Here is a 14,564-nt window from a genome sequence, read left to right on the forward strand (position 1 = left end):
TCCGCGGGAACTGCGCCAACAGAGCCCGCACCTGCGGCTCGACCGCATCAGCCAGCGAACCCCGCGGGCCCCGTTCCCGCCGCGGTGGGCCCGGCGCCCGCAGCGCCGAACGCACCGTGTTCCGCGCGACTCCCAGCCGGCGGGAGATCTCCTTGATCGGGACACCCTCCGCCCGATGCAGACGACGGATCTCGGACCAGTCCTCCACCGACAACACCCCCTCAGCGTCGCCCAGAAGGGGTCAATCCCAATCCGACGTCAGGGGGTCAGTCTCAGGCCGTCGTCGACAGGGACATCTATGTCCTCGATCAGGGGTGATCTGCGGTGGTGTGTGGCGAATGCAGCGGTAGCGGGGCGTGCGATGTGTGCGACGGCTACGGCGACTCGATCGACAGCATCGAGTGTGGGGCGTGTGGTGGTTCGGGGGTCTGCCCGGGCTGCTTCGGAGACGGCGAGACCAGCAGCCCGACGGCGCTGGTGGAGATGGAGATGACGCGATGAGCACAACGACGAACACCCGGCCGCGGGTGACCTCCGGCGTGGGTCGGCTGGTGCGGCGGTTGGAGATCGAGCGGCGTCGCTGGTCGCGTACCGAGCACCCCGTCGTGGCGACGGAGCAGGCGTGGCGGGCCGGGGTCGCCGAGGGCCTGCGCCTGGCCCAGCTCGCGATCCGCAAGGGGGTCTGAGCGGTGGCGATCAACCTCGGGGCCCGGGATCGGGTCAAGACCCTGCCGAAGGTCAACCGGCGCGCTCTGCGCAAGTACGGCGAGTTCTGGCGGGCATTACAGCTGGTCGGGGACGCCCTCGCCGAGGCCGACAAGGTCGCAGCGAAGGCCACCGATGCCAAGGGCAAGCGGTCAGGGAAGGGCGTGTCGGCGAAGGCGGGTGCGAGTGGTGAGCACTGGTCGACTGCGTCGCCGGAGGAGATCCGGGCTTCGGCGAAGACCGCGCACGCCTCGCTGCGGGTGATGGCCTCGTCGGCGAAGAAGTGGGAGGCCGAGTTGGTCTCCCGCGAATGGAGGAAGTGATGTCGAAGGCTGTCGATCGCACCGTCGAGGAACTGGATGCCGCGATGCGTGAACTCAAACGTTCGCTGCATGGGATTCCGTATCGGACGGGTGGGTTCAAGAACACCCACGACAACCTCGCCCGCGACGTCGCCCACCTCACCGTCCACCTCGATTCGGCGCGTGGGGCTTTGCGCGAACAGAAGTAGCCCATCTTGGGTGGTGGGGTCGCCCGCTGCACTGATTCTTGGCGGAAACACACAGCGGGCGCCCCTGCTACCCGACACACAATCTCGTGAGGACTGGTAGCAGTGAACAAGCGTAGTAGCACAGCAACACGCATGAACGGCCCGGCACGCACCCACGTCGGGCGGGCGTCTCGGCCACCGGGGCGGGAGTTCCAGGCGCTCGCCTGGACCGCCCGTCATCCCGGGTTCGTCGCCGTCCCCCTCGTCGTCCTGGGCCTGGCGCTGATGCTCGGCCCGCTCGTGACCGCGGTCTTCCTGATCGTCCTGGTCGTCTCTGTGGCGATCTGGGGCCGTGCCCACCCGGCGAGCTTCGACCGGTTCGCCGCACCGGCTCTACGGGCCACGTGGCGGCGCTGGACGGTCTACCGCGGCCGACGGTGGGCCCAGCTCATGTCCGACTGCGGGCTCACGAAGGAGCACCGACACACTGGCGACCAGCTCGTCCCACGCGTCCTGCGGGTCCGCTCGTCCTCGCGGTCGATCGACACCGTCTACGTGCGGATGGTTCGAGGCCAGGACGTCGCCTACTGGCAGGAACGCTCCTCGGTGCTGTGGGAGGCGCTGATCGCGCACCGGGTCGCGATCACCCGCCACCGGCCCGGCGTGGTCGCGATCGTGATCGAGTGGGAGTTGCCGTTCACCCGCACGATCCCCGCACCCGACATCCCCGAGACGACCGACGACGTGGATCTGGGTGCGGTGGAGATCGGGGACAACGAGCGCGGCGAGCCCTTCACCGCACCCGTCATCGGCGGGCACCGCCTGGTCGCCGGCGCCTCCGGAGCAGGCAAGGGCTCCGTCCTCTGGTCCACGCTGCGCGGGGTGGGGCCGTGCATCCGCGACGGCATCGTGCGGGTCTGGATGGTGGATCTCAAGGGTGGTGTGGAGACCGAGCAGGGCGCGCCGCTGTTCCACCGTTACGCCACCACCATGCCCGCCGCCCTCGAACTCCCCACCGAGTTTCGGGATGCGATGCGGGACCGGCAGGACGACATGCGCGACCAGAACATCCGCGCCTGCACCCCGGGTGTGGGGACGCCGGTGGAGCTGTTGGTGATCGACGAGATGGCGATGCTTACCGCCTACGGCGACCGCGCGTCAGTCCGGGATGCGCTGCGGCTGTTGGCGGAGGTGATGACGCAGGGGCGGGCGTCGCTGTTCGCGGTGCACGGCTACCTGCAGGAGCCGTCCAAGGACGTCGTGGACGTGCGGGAGCTGTTCACCCAGCGGATCTGCCTCGGGGTCACCGCCGCATCCCACGTCGACATGGTGTTGGGCGAAGGGGCCCGGGAGCGGGGTGCGCTGGCCGATGAGATCCCCGGCGACGCCCGCCATGCCGGGATCGGCTTCGTCATCGACAAAGGCTCCCGCCTGCCGATCCGATTCCGGGCCGCGTTCGTCTCCGACGACGACATCGCCGAGCTGGTAACCCGCTGCACCCCGCCGCCGGACGCGGACGTGATCGACCTCCACGACGACAGCGACAACACAGGGCGGGGGGCCGCCTGATGGGCAGCACCACCGCATGGGTCCTGCGTACCTGGGCCAAGTTCACCCTGCTGTTCGCCCTCATCGTGGCCGGGGCCTGGTTCTACCTCGGCACCGCCTCGGGCTTGTTCTGGGTCGTCCTCGCCGGGGCGGTTGTGGCCGAGTGGTACGTGGTCCGGCAGCTCGCCCGGGAATGGTCCTGGGAAGCCCGCGCCACCTGGTGGTGGTCCGCATGACCGGGACAGTGCAGGACGCGCTGTTCGGGGATCCGGTCATCGTCGAGGCCAGCGATCACGCACCGGTGGCGACGCAGGATCCGCGGGAGGTCGCCCGGGTCGTCGGGCTGGCCCAGGACCCGGGGCTGTTCGTCATCGAGCGCACCGGCCTGGTCCTGCGGGCGGATCCGGCCCGGCCCGGTTGCGCCGATGGACTGGCCCGGCATGACGGGGACACCGTGGCCCAGCTCCTCGACACCGGACACCTGCGCCTCGGCGGAACCCACCACATCCACCACGCCGGTGCTGAGGGCCCGGCTCGCTCGGTGCTCGTTCCGAAGGCGACCCGGGACATGGTGTCGCGCTGGGACCACCTGCGCCCCATCCCGGAACCGACCCGGGCACCGGAACCGACCAAGGCCCCGCAGCGCTCCACCGGGCTGATCGGCGTCGACGTCGTCGAACCGGGCAAGGCGCTGGTCTGCCTGGGTACGACCGGGCAGGGCGGGACGGTGCTGCGCGACGGTGGCCGCTACCGGGTCGAGAACGAGCACGGCGCACTCGTCGGCCACGCCTCCAGCTACCGGGCCGCCGCGCGGCTGCTGGCCCGCTACCACGGCTACGTCCCGGGTCCGGTCGAGATCGAGCACGAGCACCGCCTCTACCGCCGCTGACCCGGTGATCCGGCCCGGCCCCGCCGCAGACGAGTCCAGCTCCCGGCGGGGCCGGCGCCCCACCCCCTTCGAACCATCGTCCCGGGAGGGATGCCGTGATGACGGCTGCCACGACCACCCCACACGACCACGACCTGTCCCACCTGCTGCGCTCGGAGAACTTTCAGACCTGGCGCCGGGAGGTCACCGCGATCGGCGGCTGCGCCGCCCCTATCCACCTCACCGGCTCATCCCGCATCTACGACCGCGCCACCGGCACCGTCCTCGCCGAACGTGACGGGGAGATCCTCGCCCCGTGCGGCAACCGACGGGCGTCGGTGTGCCCGGCCTGCTCGGACCGCTACGCCTCCGACGCCTACCACCTGCTCCGCGCCGGAATGGCCGGCGGCAAAGGCGTCCCAGACACCGCCGCCACCCACCCGCGGCTGTTCGTCACCCTCACTGCGCCGTCCTTCGGCCCAGTGCACACCCGCAGGGTCACCGCCCGCGGCCTCGTCATCCCCTGCCGCTGCGGGGACAAGCACCACCGCGACGACCCCCGCATCGGCTGCGCCCTCGACCCTGAGTCGCACGACTACGTGGGCGCGGTGCTGTGGCAGGCGCATTCCGGGGTCCTGTGGAACCGGTTCGCCATCCGGCTCCGTCGCCTGCTCGCCCAGGTCCTCGGGGTCCGGGTCCGTGACTTCCGGGATCACGCCCGGCTGTCCTACGCCAAGGTCGCGGAGTACCAGCGCCGCGGACTGGTCCACTTCCACGCCGTCGTGCGCCTCGACGGCCCCGAGGGGCCCTGGACCTCACCGCCCGCCGGGATCACCGCCGACGCGCTGCACGCCGCGATCCGGGACGCAGCACACGACGTGTCGCTGACCGTGGACCGGCCCGACAGCACCCGGCAGGTGCTCGCGTGGGGCACGCAGGTCGACATCCGCCCCATCACGAGCACGACCGCGGTGGCGCTGGAGAACGACGACGGTGAGATCACCGACTCCGCCCTGGCCGCCTACGTGGCCAAGTACGCCACCAAGGGCACCGGCAAATCCGAGGCCACCGACCGCCCGATCCGCGACATTGCCCACATCGACCATCTCGACATCACCCCGCACCACCGGCGGCTGATCAAGACCGCGTGGGAGCTCGGCGGCCGGGAGGAGTACGAGGGGCTGAACCTGCGCCGGTGGGCGCACATGCTCGGGTTCCGCGGCCACTTCCTCACCAAATCCCGCGCCTACTCCACGACCTTCGGGGCGATCCGCGGCGACCGCCGCACCTACCGCCTCGGCGAAACCCTCGCCGCCCTCGACACCCCCACCGAGCCCAGGGAGGTGCTGGTGGGCAACGACTGGCAGGTCGTCCACATCGGGCACCGCAACGACGCGGAACGAGAGATCGCCCTCGGCATCGCCGAACGACAACGCGAGCAGAGGCAGAGCCGGACGAGACGAGCGGGGGAGGGGGCGTGATGGAACGGGTGCTGCTGACCGTCCAGGAAGTGGCGGAGGCGCTGCACGTCGGGCGATCGAAGGTCTTCGACCTGATCATCGCCGGGGAGATCGACTCGGTGAAGATCGGGAAGCTGCGTCGCATCCCGGTGAGCGCCGTGCACGAGTACGCCCTCCGGCTGGTCCAGGAGAGCCGGGAGGCGTCCTGATGGCCGGTCGCGAGCGCAACGGCATGGGCACCGTGGTCAAGCGCTCGGACGGGCGCTACCAGGCCGCGGTTTACGTCCTCACACCGACGGGACACCGTCGCCGGAAGTTCGTCTACGGCCGCACCTGGGACGAGGCCAACGACAAGCGGCTGGAGCTGCTGGACAACAACCGCAAGGGGGTCCCGTCGGAGTCCTCGGCGATGCGGCTCGACGAGTACCTGACGTACTGGCTGGACCACATCGCGGTCCATGACCTGCGCCCGTCGACCTTCGCCCGCTACCGGGCTCTGGTCAGGGACTACATCACCCCGCATCTCGGCCGGAAGAAGCTCAACCGGCTCAGCCCGTCCGACGTCCGCGGCCTGATGGCCACGCTCGCGCGGACCAAGGGCAAGAGCGGGCGTGTGCTCTCGCCTCGGACGATCCAGTTCATCCACGCCGTGCTGCGCAGCGCGCTGCAACACGCGGTTCGGGACGAGCTGATCGGCCGCAACGTCGCCAAGCTGGTCAGCCCACCGCGGGCGACCCCGCCGGAGATCACCCCGCTCTCGCCGGAGGTCGCGCGGAAGTTCCTGCGGGTCGCCAACACCCACTGGCTCGCGGCGCTCTGGCTGATCCTGCTGACGACCGGTCTACGGCGCGGTGAGGTGCTGGGGCTGACCTGGTCGGATGTCGACCTGGACGCGGGAACGCTGCGGGTCCGGCGCACGGTGCAGAAGCTCGACGGCGTGTTCGTGTTCGGTGAGCCCAAGAGCGCCCGGTCGCGCCGGGTCCTCACGTTGCCCGCCGTGTGCTTGGCGGCCCTGCGGCGGCAGCCGGAGATCAACCGGGGGAGGGCTGCCGGTGAGCAGCGCCGGGTGGATGGCCAGCCCGCGGACCTGGTGTTCGTGTCGACGTCCGGCCAGCCGATCGACCCGCGCTCGGTGAACCGGGCGTTCGACCGGCTGCTGACCAAGGCGGAGGTTCCGCACTCGCGCGTGCACGACCTCCGGCACACCTGCGCGACCCTGCTGCTGGCGGAGGGTGCGTCGGACCGGGAGGTCATGGAGCTGCTGGGACACAGCTCGATCGGCATCACGATGAACACCTACGCCCACGTCCTCGACGACTCGAAGCGCCGGATGGCCTCGCGGATGGACGGCCTGTTCGGCGAGGGCGGTTGATGTCAGAACCGGATGTCAGGAGCGGACCGCGGCCCGGACGGGGGGGAGACCCTGCCGGGCCGTTTCGCATGTCAGCGGCTTGCTCCGCCGCCAGGATTCGAACCTGGACCATCGGAACCAAAATCCGAGGTGCTGCCGTTACACCACGGCGGATCGTGGGGCCCCGCCATCGTGACACGTGCGCGACAGCGTCCTCGCAGCGCACCCGCCCCGCGCGCCGCGCGCAGGTGGTCCTGATCACGGACAAACACCCACGAATGGGTGACATTCACCCCGGGCGTGCCGCCCGTGCGTCGAGTTGTCAGACTCGCTGCGTGCTGAACACGGATGCTTCCGGGACAACGTCGTCGATCGGGACCGGAACCGCGTTGACGTGCCGTCTCTGTGGCGCGGCCGACCTGCGCAGCTTCTGCGACCTGGGCGCGACGCCGCCCTGCGAGCTGTTCCTCACCGAGCAGACGGCACAAGAGCCCGAGCGAACCTTCCCGTTGCACGTGCGGGTGTGCAACTCGTGTCTGCTCGCCCAGCTGCCGCCGGAGATCAGCCCGGAGGAGACGTTCTCCGAGTACGCGTACTTCTCCTCGTTCAGCTCGTCGTGGGTGGAGCACGCCCGGCGCTTCGTCGACTCCGCGCAGCAGCGGGCCGGGCTGGACTCGGGTTCGTTCGTCGTCGAGGTTGCGTCGAACGACGGCTACCTGCTGCAGCACGTCGTCGCGAAGGGCATCCGCTGCCTGGGCGTCGAGCCGAGCGTGAACGTCGGGGAGGTCGCCCGGGAGAAGGGCGTGCCGACGCTCACCGCGTTCCTCACTCCGGAGACCGGCGCCCGGGTGCGCGCCGAGCACGGCCCGGCGGACCTGGTCTGCGGCAACAACGTGTTCGCCCACATCCCCGACGTCGTCGGCTTCGCGCAGGGCCTGCGCGCGATGGTCGCCGACGACGGCTGGGTCTCCATCGAGGTCCAGCACCTGCTCACGCTCGTCGAGCGCAAGCAGTTCGACACGATCTACCACGAGCACTTCCAGTACTACACGCTGCTCACCGGGCAGCGGGCGCTCGCCGCGGGCGGGCTGACCCTGGTCGACGTCGAGCTGCTCGACACCCACGGCGGCTCGATCCGCATGTGGGCGCGCCCGGCCGAGGTCGCCGGCGAGCCGAGCGCGAAGGTCCGCGAGGTCCTGGCCGCCGAGGCGGCGGCCGGGCTGCACACGCCGGAGGGCCACGACGGGTTCGCCGAGGCCGTCTCCACCATCCGCGACGACCTCGTCGCCTTCCTCATCGACGCCCGCCGCCAGGGCAAGCGCGTCGTCGGCTACGGCGCCCCGGGCAAGGGGAACACCCTGCTCAACTACTGCGGCATCCGGCCCGACCTGCTCGAGTACACCGTCGACCGCAACCCGTACAAGCACGGGCGGCTAACGCCGGGGACCCGGATTCCGATCTCTGCCCCGGAGCGGATCGCGCAGGATCGCCCCGACCACGTCCTGATCCTGCCCTGGAACCTGCGCACCGAGCTGATCGAGCAGCTGTCCTACGTCCGTGAGTGGGGCGGCACGCTGGTCTTCCCGATCCCGTCGCTCGAGGTGGTCTGACGTGAAGGTCGTCCTGTTCTGCGGTGGCTACGGCATGCGGATGCGCGACGGCGCCTCCGACCTCCCGAAGCCGATGCACCCGGTGGGCCCGCGGCCGCTGATCTGGCACGTGATGCGTTACTACGCCCACTTCGGCCACACGGACTTCGTCCTGTGCCTGGGCTACGGCGCGCACCACATCAAGAACTACTTCCTCCACTACGACGAGACCGAGTCCAACGACTTCGTGCTGCACCAGGGCGAGGTCGAGCTCATGGGCAGCGACGTCCAGGACTGGAACATCACGTTCGTCCACACCGGTCTGGACTCGCCGATCGGTGAGCGCCTGCGCCGGGTGAAGGCGCTGGTCCAGGACGAGGAGATGTTCCACGCGAACTACGCCGACGTCCTCACCGACGCCCCGCTGGACAAGATGGTCGAGCAGTTCGCCGGCACCGACGCCGTCGGACAGCTGATGGCGGTGCCGCCGCAGTCGGCGTTCCACTGCGTCGACGTCGACGACAACGGCAGGCTCGAGTCGATCACCACGCTGCAGGAGATGCCGATCTGGGAGAACGGCGGCTATCTCATGTTCCGGCCGGAGATCTTCGACTACCTCGAGAAGGACTGCGACCTGATCGCCGACGCCGCCGCCCCGCTCGCACGCAAGGGCCGCATGTCGGCCTACCGGCACCGCGGCTTCTGGCAGCCCGCGGACACCGTCAAGGAGCGCAACGCGCTGGAGGCGGCGTACCAGAGCGGTGCGCGGCCGTGGATGCTGTGGGAGTCCCACGAGGCCGACCAGGACCCGCTGCAGGCAGCCATCGCCCAGATGCACCGCAGCAGCCACCAGCGCGACTGAGCGAGACGTCGGTACGAACGACCACTGCTCGCGGAACTCCGGGGGGAACGAGAGACCGTGCTGAACCTGCTGCCCGAGCGGCTGGACCGCATCCTGCTGCTCGGCGCCCACTGTGACGACATCCCGATCGGGGCCGGCGGGATGCTCCTGGAGCTGTGCCGTGCCTACCCGGGCGTGCACGTCACCGCGCTGGTCCTGACCGGTGCGGGGTCGCTGCGCGAGGAGGAGGAACGGGCCGCGCTGGCCGCGTTCACCCCGGGCGCGCACCTCGACGTCGTCGTCATGGACCTGCCCGACGGCCGCGTCCCGCAGCACTGGGAGCGGGCGAAGATGGCACTGGAGGACCTGCGCAGCCGCAGCGAGCCGGACCTGGTGATCGGCCCGTCGCCGCACGACGCCCACCAGGACCACCGGACACTGTCGCAGATGATCCCGACCGCGTTCCGCGACCACCTGACGCTCGGCTATGAGATCCTCAAGTGGGAGGGTGACCTCGCCCAGCCGACGGTCTTCCTGCCGCTGTCGGAGCCGGTGCTCACCGAGAAGATCGCCAAGCTCCACGAGCACTACGGCAGCCAGCGCGACCGGACCTGGTTCGACGACGAGACCTTCCGCGGCCTGGCCAGGGTGCGTGGCGTGCAGTGCCACGCCCGCTACGCCGAGGGCTTCCACGTCCAGAAGCTGACGCTGTCGCCGGCGCCGATGGTCGGCTCCGAACCCGGCGGCTTCTGACCCCGCACACACTCCGAGAAAGGGACATACATGCGCGTACTGCTCACCGGGCACCAGGGCTACCTCGGGACCGTGATGGCGCCCCTGCTGGCGGCCGCGGGCCACGAGGTGACCGGCCTGGACTCCGGGCTGTTCGCCGACTGCGTGCTGGGTTCGCTGGACACCCCCGACGTCGAGGGCTTCAGCACCGACCTCCGTGACGTGACCGTGGAGCAGCTCTCCGGGTTCGACGCCGTCGTCCACATGGCCGCGCTGTCGAACGACCCGCTGGGCTCGCTCGCGCCGGAGATCACCTACGACATCAACCACCACGCGTCGACCCGGCTGGCCCGGCTGTCGAAGGAGGCCGGCGTCGGCCGCTTCGTCTACGCCTCCACCTGCTCGGTCTACGGCGCCCAGTCCGGCGACGACCTCGTCGACGAGGACGCCCCTCTCAAGCCGGTCACCCCGTACGCGATCTCCAAGGTCCGCGTCGAGGACGACCTGGCCGAGCTCGCCGACGCCGACTTCGTGCCGGTCTCGATGCGCAACGCGACCGCGTTCGGGTTCTCGCCGCGGCTGCGCGCCGACATCGTGCTGAACAACCTGGTCGGCCGCGCGATCCTGACGAACGAGGTCACGGTGCTCTCCGACGGCACCCCGTGGCGCCCGCTCGCGCACGCCGAGGACATCGCCGGTGCCGTGGTCGCCGCGCTGGCCGCCCCGGCGGACGTCGTCCGGGCCCGGGCCTACAACGTCGGCACCGAGCGGAACAACCGGACCGTCGCCGAGATCGCGCAGGCCGTGATCGACGCCGTCCCCGGCTCGACGCTCAACATCACCGGCGAGGCCGGCAACGACCCGCGCAGCTACCGGGTCGACTTCGCCCGGGCCCGCAAGGAGCTCGGCTTCGAGGCGTCCTGGACGATCCCGGCCGGTGCGGAGCAGCTCGCCACCGAGTACCGGAACCGCGGCCTCACCCAGGACGCGTTCGACAACTCCTTCACCCGGCTCGCGGTGCTCAACCGTCGTCAGGCGGCGGGGGAGCTCGACGGGTCGATGCACGTCGTGAAGTAGGACCGCTCGGCCGACGGCCCGTTCCGCGCTACGGTCGCGGGGCGGGCCGTCGACGTCTCCGGGGCCCGGTCTTCAGGGCCCCGCGGCCCGGTTCACGTCTCCAGGTCGATCAGGACACCGGTCTGACTGCGGCCCGGGCCGGCCGACAGGTCGTACCGATCCGGAGTCCGGGCGACGTCGGTCAGGACCACCGAGCCCGGCACCGCCGCCACGACGTCCCCGCCGTCGCGGGTCTCCCACCGCAGCTGCTCGGAGATCACCCGCAGCCGTCGGACGCGCCCCATCACGGCGGGGATCCCGTCCGGCTCGGCGCAGTGGGCCGTGCCGGACAGGACTCCACTCATCGGCCGGGTCCCGGGGCGGGGCGCAGGGTGCCGCGGGCACCACCACCGGGCGACGACGCGGTGCCCGTCCAGGCGGGGGCCGGTCGTGGTCTCCCGGACGGTCCAGACGTAGTGCGCCACGGGCTCACCACCGGGACAGAACGTCAGCCACCAGCGGCAGAACTGCCTGAGCACGATCGGTCGCAGGCAGCACTCGAACTCCCAGTCCGCGACGCGTACCTCGACCACACGGTCGTCGAGGCGGGTGCTCACGCCTCCACGTGCAGATCGACGACGATGCCGGTCTCGTACCGCCCCGGCTGCGGCACCCCTGCGACGAACCACTGTCCCGACCGGGCCGGGGCGCCCACCCGCGGCGCTGGCCGGGCGAACCAGCGCGGGCTCGCGTCGACGTCCCGGACGGCCACGCTGCCGGGGACGGGGCTCAGCGCGTAGGTGCCCCCGGGATCGGCCGCGAACTCGTGGGAGAGGACCCGGAGACGGCGCACCCGGCCGGTCACCGGGGGGAGATCCTCGGGGAACACGTGAGCGGCACCGGACAGGTGGCCGCGCAGGCGGTGCTCGCCGGGTGGCGGTGCCGGCGCGGTGTGGCCGCCGCCCCAGGCCGCGACCACGCCGTCGCGGTGCAGCCGGGGCGCGGGCTCGGGCGGCACGACGGACCACAGGTGTTCGGTGGAGAAGGGGTGATCGGTGGACGGGACGAAGAGCGCCCACCAGGTGGCCTGCTCACCCACCACGGGCGGTGGGGCGCAGCACTCGATCTCCCAGGACTCGACGACGATCTCGATGACAGGGTCGGACATCGGTGAGAACCCGGCGCACTCGACGAACCGGGGCGCGACGGCCCCGGGCACCGGGGCCACGACGGTAACCCGGCCGGTGCCCCCGCGGCACCCGGTTACTGCGTCGACCGGCCGCCGCGCGCTACCGTCGCGGGGCGGGCCGTCGACGTCTCCAGGGGGAGCCATGTGCCGCAACATCCGGACCCTGCACAACTTCGAGCCGCCGGCCACGCCCGACGAGGTGGACGCCGCGGCGCTGCAGTACGTCCGCAAGATCTCGGGGGCGGCGAAGCCGTCGCAGGCCAACGCCGAGGCGTTCGAGAGGGCGGTCGCCGCCGTCGCCGAGGCGACGAGGGAGCTGCTCGACGGGCTCACCACCACCGCCCCGCCGAAGGACCGCGAGGTGGAGGCGGCGAAGGCCCGGGCGCGGGCGGAGCTGCGCTACGCGCGCTGATCCAGCGCGAGGTCGAGCAGCAGGCCCGTCCGGGGCACGACCACGCCGGGCGTCGTGTTCCCGTGGTCGTCGGCACGGGTTCGCAACGCTCGACGCACGCGAGACGCACGTTTCCGCCCTGCCGGGGGCGAGAACGTGCGTCTCGACGAGGACTACGCGGCGGGAGCGGCCAGGGCGTCGATCTCCACCAGCATCTCGGCGTGGGGCAGGCCCACGAGGACCGTGGTCCGCGCGGGGAGCGCGGCGCCCTTCGGGACGTAGCGGGAGACGAACTCGCCGTAGGCCTCGTTCATCGCGGTGAAGTGCTCCCGCTCGGTGAGGTACACCCGGAACATCAGGACGTCGCCGACGGACGCGCCGCCCGCCTCCAGGATGGCGCGGACGTTCTCCAGGGTGCGCAGGGTCTGGGCGTGCACGTCGCCGGGCGCGATGTACTGCTTCGTGGCCGGATCCATCGGGCCCTGGCCGGAGACCTGCAGCAGGCCGCCCCGGCGGACGCCCTGGCTGAAGGTGTGCGCCGGCGCGGGCGCGTCGGGGGTGGAGACGGCGCCGTCGGCGGTCGTGCTCATACGGGGGGTTCCTCTCGGGTCGGGCGCCAGCCGAGGTCGCGGGAGATCGTCCCGGTGACGGCCAGCAGTGACGGGACCAGCTCCATCAGCTGGTCGTAGCCGGCGACGATGGTCGGTACGGACACCGACACCGCCGCGACGACGGTTCCGGCCGGTCCGCGGACCGGCGCCCCGATGCAGTTGATCGAGGCCTCGTTCTCCTCGCGGTCCTGCGCCCAGCCCTGCTCGCGCACGCGGGCGAGCTCGGCCAGGTAGGTCTCGCGGTCGGTGATCGTGTTCGGGGTGCGGGTGGGGAAGTCGATCTCGTCGAGCACCCGGTTCCGCTCGGCGGCGGGCAGGTCGGCGAGCAGCACCTTCCCGGCGGCGGTGGAGTGCACGGGTCCGCGCAGACCGACCCGCGACGCCATGCGCACGTTGTCGAGGGACTCCAGCTTGTCGATGTAGACGATCTCGCCGCCGTCGCGCTCGGACAGGTGCACGGTGTGGCCGTGGGCCCGGTTGAACGCCTGCAGGTGCGGTGCGGCGACCGTGCGCACCTCGCGCTGGTCCAGCCCGCGCGAGGACAGCTCGAACAGCCGCGAGCCGAGCCGGTAGCGGTGGTGGTCGTCGCGGTGCACGAAGTGCTCGTCGGCCAGGGTGCGCAGCAGGCGCAGGACGGTCGTCTTGTGCACCGCGAGCGCCGTGGCGAGCTCGTCGAGCGAGGCCGGGCCCTCGCCGAGGAGCACCAGGATCCGCAGTGCCTTGGCCAGGCTGGTGCTCACCCGGCCCACCGGTCGGCGGTCACGCGCAGGGCCGTCCAGGCGTCGTCGTCGAGGTCGAGCAGATGCTCGGGCAGCGGAGCGGCGGAGTCCCCGGGGACGACGAGCACCGCGGCGGCGCCGAGGTGGCCGCGGCGCAGGCAGCGGCCCACGTCCTCGCCGCGGACCAGGCCGGTGAGCAGACCGGCGGCGAACGCGTCGCCCGCGCCCACCGGCTCGACGACCTCGACGACCAGCGCCGCGCGCTCGGTGACCGCGCCGTCGCGGTGCACGGCCAGCGCGCGCCGAGGACCGTCCTTGACCACGACCAGCTCCGGATCGGGCAGCAGTGCGCGCAGCCGCGCCGGGTCGTCGGTGCCGAACACCCGTTGCGCCTCGTCCGCGCCGACCAGGACGACGTCGGCCCGGCCGGCCAGCGCGACCACCGGGGCGGGATCGCCGTCGGGCCACATCTGCTCGCGCCAGTTCACGTCGAACGACACCCGGTACCCGCGCGGGTGGGCCAGCAGCGTCTCCAGCGTCGCGGCACAGGACGGCGACACCGCGGCGGTGATCCCGCCGACGTGCACCCAGTCCGCGTCGGCGATCCGGTCGCGCACCGCGGGCGTCTCCAGCAGCTCGGGGCCGGCCGCCGAGGCCGCCGACCCGGCCCGCCGGTAGGTCATGACGGTGCTGCCGTCGGGGCCGGGGGACTTGGCGTAGCGGCCGGTCGGGTGGTCCGGGTCGACGCCGATCCCACCGGTGTCGACCCCGGCGGCGGCGAGCGTGCGCGCCACCAGGTCGCCGTGCGGGTCGGTGCCGAGGCGACCGACCCATGCCACCGTGACTCCGGCGGCGGCCAGGTCGAGCGCGACGTTGACCTCCGCGCCCGCGGCCTGTGCGGGGGCCCGCGGGTCGTCGACGGCGGCCGCGTCGGGGACCAGGGCGAGGGCCTCGCCGAAGCACACCACGGCGCTCCGGCCCGGGATGTCCACTGCTGGGTTCTCCTCCGCCGTC

General features: G+C 71.7%; 20 protein-coding genes and 1 tRNA gene. 14 read left to right on the forward strand and 7 right to left on the reverse strand.

The window, feature by feature from the left end; all coding sequences use genetic code 11:
- Nucleotides 1-217: sigma factor-like helix-turn-helix DNA-binding protein (locus tag FVA95_RS15915; protein WP_193564260.1), on the reverse strand; the 217-nt coding region annotated here is incomplete at its 3' end.
- Nucleotides 218-497: 280 nt separating this feature from the next.
- Between FVA95_RS15915 and FVA95_RS15920 the strand changes: the two genes are divergently transcribed.
- The 9 genes from FVA95_RS15920 to FVA95_RS15960 all read left to right on the forward strand — a co-directional run bounded on the left by FVA95_RS15920 (nucleotide 498) and on the right by FVA95_RS15960 (nucleotide 6,443).
- Entirely contained in the window at nucleotides 498-686 is a 189-nt protein-coding gene (locus tag FVA95_RS15920; RefSeq protein ID WP_149664936.1) for a hypothetical protein, read from the forward strand.
- Nucleotides 687-689: 3 nt separating this feature from the next.
- On the forward strand, nucleotides 690-1,028 hold the full coding sequence (locus FVA95_RS15925) for a hypothetical protein (RefSeq protein WP_149664937.1): 339 nt from the start codon (nucleotides 690-692) through the stop codon (nucleotides 1,026-1,028).
- A complete protein-coding gene (locus tag FVA95_RS15930; protein WP_010223771.1) occupies nucleotides 1,028-1,216 on the forward strand; it encodes a hypothetical protein in 189 nt (62 codons plus the stop codon). The genes FVA95_RS15925 and FVA95_RS15930 overlap by 1 nt, the downstream gene beginning before the upstream one ends.
- A 132-nt stretch (nucleotides 1,217-1,348) precedes the next feature.
- Nucleotides 1,349-2,764, forward strand: coding sequence for an FtsK/SpoIIIE domain-containing protein (locus FVA95_RS15935; protein WP_240051534.1), 1,416 nt, complete (start codon nucleotides 1,349-1,351; stop codon nucleotides 2,762-2,764).
- Nucleotides 2,764-2,979 (forward strand): hypothetical protein, encoded by a 216-nt coding sequence (locus tag FVA95_RS15940; RefSeq protein ID WP_149664939.1) that lies wholly within the window; start codon nucleotides 2,764-2,766, stop codon nucleotides 2,977-2,979. Before FVA95_RS15935 ends, FVA95_RS15940 begins: the two co-directional genes overlap by 1 nt.
- Nucleotides 2,976-3,632 (forward strand): hypothetical protein, encoded by a 657-nt coding sequence (locus FVA95_RS15945; protein ID WP_240051535.1) that lies wholly within the window; start codon nucleotides 2,976-2,978, stop codon nucleotides 3,630-3,632. Before FVA95_RS15940 ends, FVA95_RS15945 begins: the two co-directional genes overlap by 4 nt.
- A gap of 98 nt (nucleotides 3,633-3,730) precedes the next feature.
- Complete coding sequence (locus tag FVA95_RS15950) at nucleotides 3,731-5,092, forward strand: replication initiator (RefSeq protein WP_149664940.1); 1,362 nt, start codon at nucleotides 3,731-3,733, stop codon at nucleotides 5,090-5,092.
- Nucleotides 5,092-5,280: an excisionase family DNA-binding protein gene (locus FVA95_RS15955; protein WP_062404163.1), complete on the forward strand. Its 189-nt coding sequence runs from the start codon at nucleotides 5,092-5,094 to the stop codon at nucleotides 5,278-5,280. Before FVA95_RS15950 ends, FVA95_RS15955 begins: the two co-directional genes overlap by 1 nt.
- Nucleotides 5,280-6,443, forward strand: coding sequence for a site-specific integrase (locus tag FVA95_RS15960; protein WP_149664941.1), 1,164 nt, complete (start codon nucleotides 5,280-5,282; stop codon nucleotides 6,441-6,443). The genes FVA95_RS15955 and FVA95_RS15960 overlap by 1 nt, the downstream gene beginning before the upstream one ends.
- An 82-nt stretch (nucleotides 6,444-6,525) precedes the next feature.
- Here the strand turns inward: FVA95_RS15960 and FVA95_RS15965 are convergent.
- Nucleotides 6,526-6,596 (reverse strand) — tRNA-Gln (locus FVA95_RS15965).
- A 215-nt stretch (nucleotides 6,597-6,811) separates the two neighbouring features.
- Here FVA95_RS15965 and FVA95_RS15970 point away from each other — a divergent pair.
- Genes FVA95_RS15970 through FVA95_RS15985 form a run of 4 tightly spaced genes read left to right on the forward strand, consistent with a single transcriptional unit; the run spans nucleotide 6,812 to nucleotide 10,661 of the window.
- Nucleotides 6,812-8,032 (forward strand): class I SAM-dependent methyltransferase, encoded by a 1,221-nt coding sequence (locus FVA95_RS15970; RefSeq protein WP_149664942.1) that lies wholly within the window; start codon nucleotides 6,812-6,814, stop codon nucleotides 8,030-8,032.
- A gap of 1 nt (nucleotide 8,033) precedes the next feature.
- Nucleotides 8,034-8,873 (forward strand): sugar phosphate nucleotidyltransferase, encoded by an 840-nt coding sequence (locus tag FVA95_RS15975; protein WP_149664943.1) that lies wholly within the window; start codon nucleotides 8,034-8,036, stop codon nucleotides 8,871-8,873.
- A gap of 57 nt (nucleotides 8,874-8,930) precedes the next feature.
- A complete protein-coding gene (locus FVA95_RS15980) occupies nucleotides 8,931-9,605 on the forward strand; it encodes a PIG-L deacetylase family protein (RefSeq protein WP_149664944.1) in 675 nt (224 codons plus the stop codon).
- A 30-nt stretch (nucleotides 9,606-9,635) separates the two neighbouring features.
- Nucleotides 9,636-10,661, forward strand: coding sequence for an NAD(P)-dependent oxidoreductase (locus tag FVA95_RS15985; RefSeq protein WP_060713297.1), 1,026 nt, complete (start codon nucleotides 9,636-9,638; stop codon nucleotides 10,659-10,661).
- 92 nt (nucleotides 10,662-10,753) lie between these two features.
- On the opposite strand, the gene FVA95_RS15990 is transcribed toward FVA95_RS15985, so the two are convergent.
- Nucleotides 10,754-11,257, reverse strand: a complete 504-nt coding sequence (locus tag FVA95_RS15990; RefSeq protein ID WP_149664945.1) for a DUF6578 domain-containing protein — start codon at nucleotides 11,255-11,257, stop codon at nucleotides 10,754-10,756.
- Complete coding sequence (locus FVA95_RS15995) at nucleotides 11,254-11,808, reverse strand: DUF6578 domain-containing protein (protein WP_149664946.1); 555 nt, start codon at nucleotides 11,806-11,808, stop codon at nucleotides 11,254-11,256. Before FVA95_RS15995 ends, FVA95_RS15990 begins: the two co-directional genes overlap by 4 nt.
- A 163-nt stretch (nucleotides 11,809-11,971) precedes the next feature.
- On the opposite strand from FVA95_RS15995, the gene FVA95_RS16000 reads away from it, so the two are divergent.
- Complete coding sequence (locus FVA95_RS16000; RefSeq protein ID WP_075308343.1) at nucleotides 11,972-12,241, forward strand: DUF2277 domain-containing protein; 270 nt, start codon at nucleotides 11,972-11,974, stop codon at nucleotides 12,239-12,241.
- Nucleotides 12,242-12,393: 152 nt separating this feature from the next.
- Here FVA95_RS16000 and FVA95_RS16005 read toward each other — a convergent pair whose 3' ends face one another.
- From FVA95_RS16005 to FVA95_RS16015, 3 genes are read right to left on the reverse strand one after another with little or no spacing between them, the layout of a single operon-like run.
- A complete protein-coding gene (locus FVA95_RS16005; protein WP_149664947.1) occupies nucleotides 12,394-12,810 on the reverse strand; it encodes a RidA family protein in 417 nt (138 codons plus the stop codon).
- A complete protein-coding gene (locus tag FVA95_RS16010; protein ID WP_149664948.1) occupies nucleotides 12,807-13,571 on the reverse strand; it encodes an IclR family transcriptional regulator in 765 nt (254 codons plus the stop codon). The genes FVA95_RS16005 and FVA95_RS16010 overlap by 4 nt, the downstream gene beginning before the upstream one ends.
- Nucleotides 13,568-14,542 (reverse strand): sugar kinase, encoded by a 975-nt coding sequence (locus FVA95_RS16015; RefSeq protein WP_205015875.1) that lies wholly within the window; start codon nucleotides 14,540-14,542, stop codon nucleotides 13,568-13,570. Before FVA95_RS16015 ends, FVA95_RS16010 begins: the two co-directional genes overlap by 4 nt.
- Between the last annotated feature and the right edge of the window lie 22 nt (nucleotides 14,543-14,564).

Source organism: Pseudonocardia sp. EV170527-09 (assembly GCF_008369905.1).
Taxonomy (GTDB): Bacteria; Actinomycetota; Actinomycetes; order Mycobacteriales; family Pseudonocardiaceae; genus Pseudonocardia.

Bases quoted from the DNA above. Each gene is read 5' to 3' on its own strand.
- FVA95_RS15935 (WP_240051534.1), top strand. From the start codon at position 1,349: ATGAACGGCCCGGCACGCACCCACGTCGGGCGGGCGTCTCGGCCACCG.
- FVA95_RS15950 (WP_149664940.1), top strand. From the start codon at position 3,731: ATGACGGCTGCCACGACCACCCCACACGACCACGACCTGTCCCACCTG.
- FVA95_RS15940 (WP_149664939.1), top strand. From the start codon at position 2,764: ATGGGCAGCACCACCGCATGGGTCCTGCGTACCTGGGCCAAGTTCACC.
- FVA95_RS15985 (WP_060713297.1), top strand. From the start codon at position 9,636: ATGCGCGTACTGCTCACCGGGCACCAGGGCTACCTCGGGACCGTGATG.
- FVA95_RS15960 (WP_149664941.1), top strand. From the start codon at position 5,280: ATGGCCGGTCGCGAGCGCAACGGCATGGGCACCGTGGTCAAGCGCTCG.
- FVA95_RS16005 (WP_149664947.1), bottom strand. From the start codon at position 12,810: ATGAGCACGACCGCCGACGGCGCCGTCTCCACCCCCGACGCGCCCGCG.
- FVA95_RS15930 (WP_010223771.1), top strand. From the start codon at position 1,028: ATGTCGAAGGCTGTCGATCGCACCGTCGAGGAACTGGATGCCGCGATG.
- FVA95_RS16000 (WP_075308343.1), top strand. From the start codon at position 11,972: ATGTGCCGCAACATCCGGACCCTGCACAACTTCGAGCCGCCGGCCACG.
- FVA95_RS15995 (WP_149664946.1), bottom strand. From the start codon at position 11,808: ATGTCCGACCCTGTCATCGAGATCGTCGTCGAGTCCTGGGAGATCGAG.
- FVA95_RS15920 (WP_149664936.1), top strand. From the start codon at position 498: ATGAGCACAACGACGAACACCCGGCCGCGGGTGACCTCCGGCGTGGGT.
- FVA95_RS15955 (WP_062404163.1), top strand. From the start codon at position 5,092: ATGGAACGGGTGCTGCTGACCGTCCAGGAAGTGGCGGAGGCGCTGCAC.
- FVA95_RS15945 (WP_240051535.1), top strand. From the start codon at position 2,976: ATGACCGGGACAGTGCAGGACGCGCTGTTCGGGGATCCGGTCATCGTC.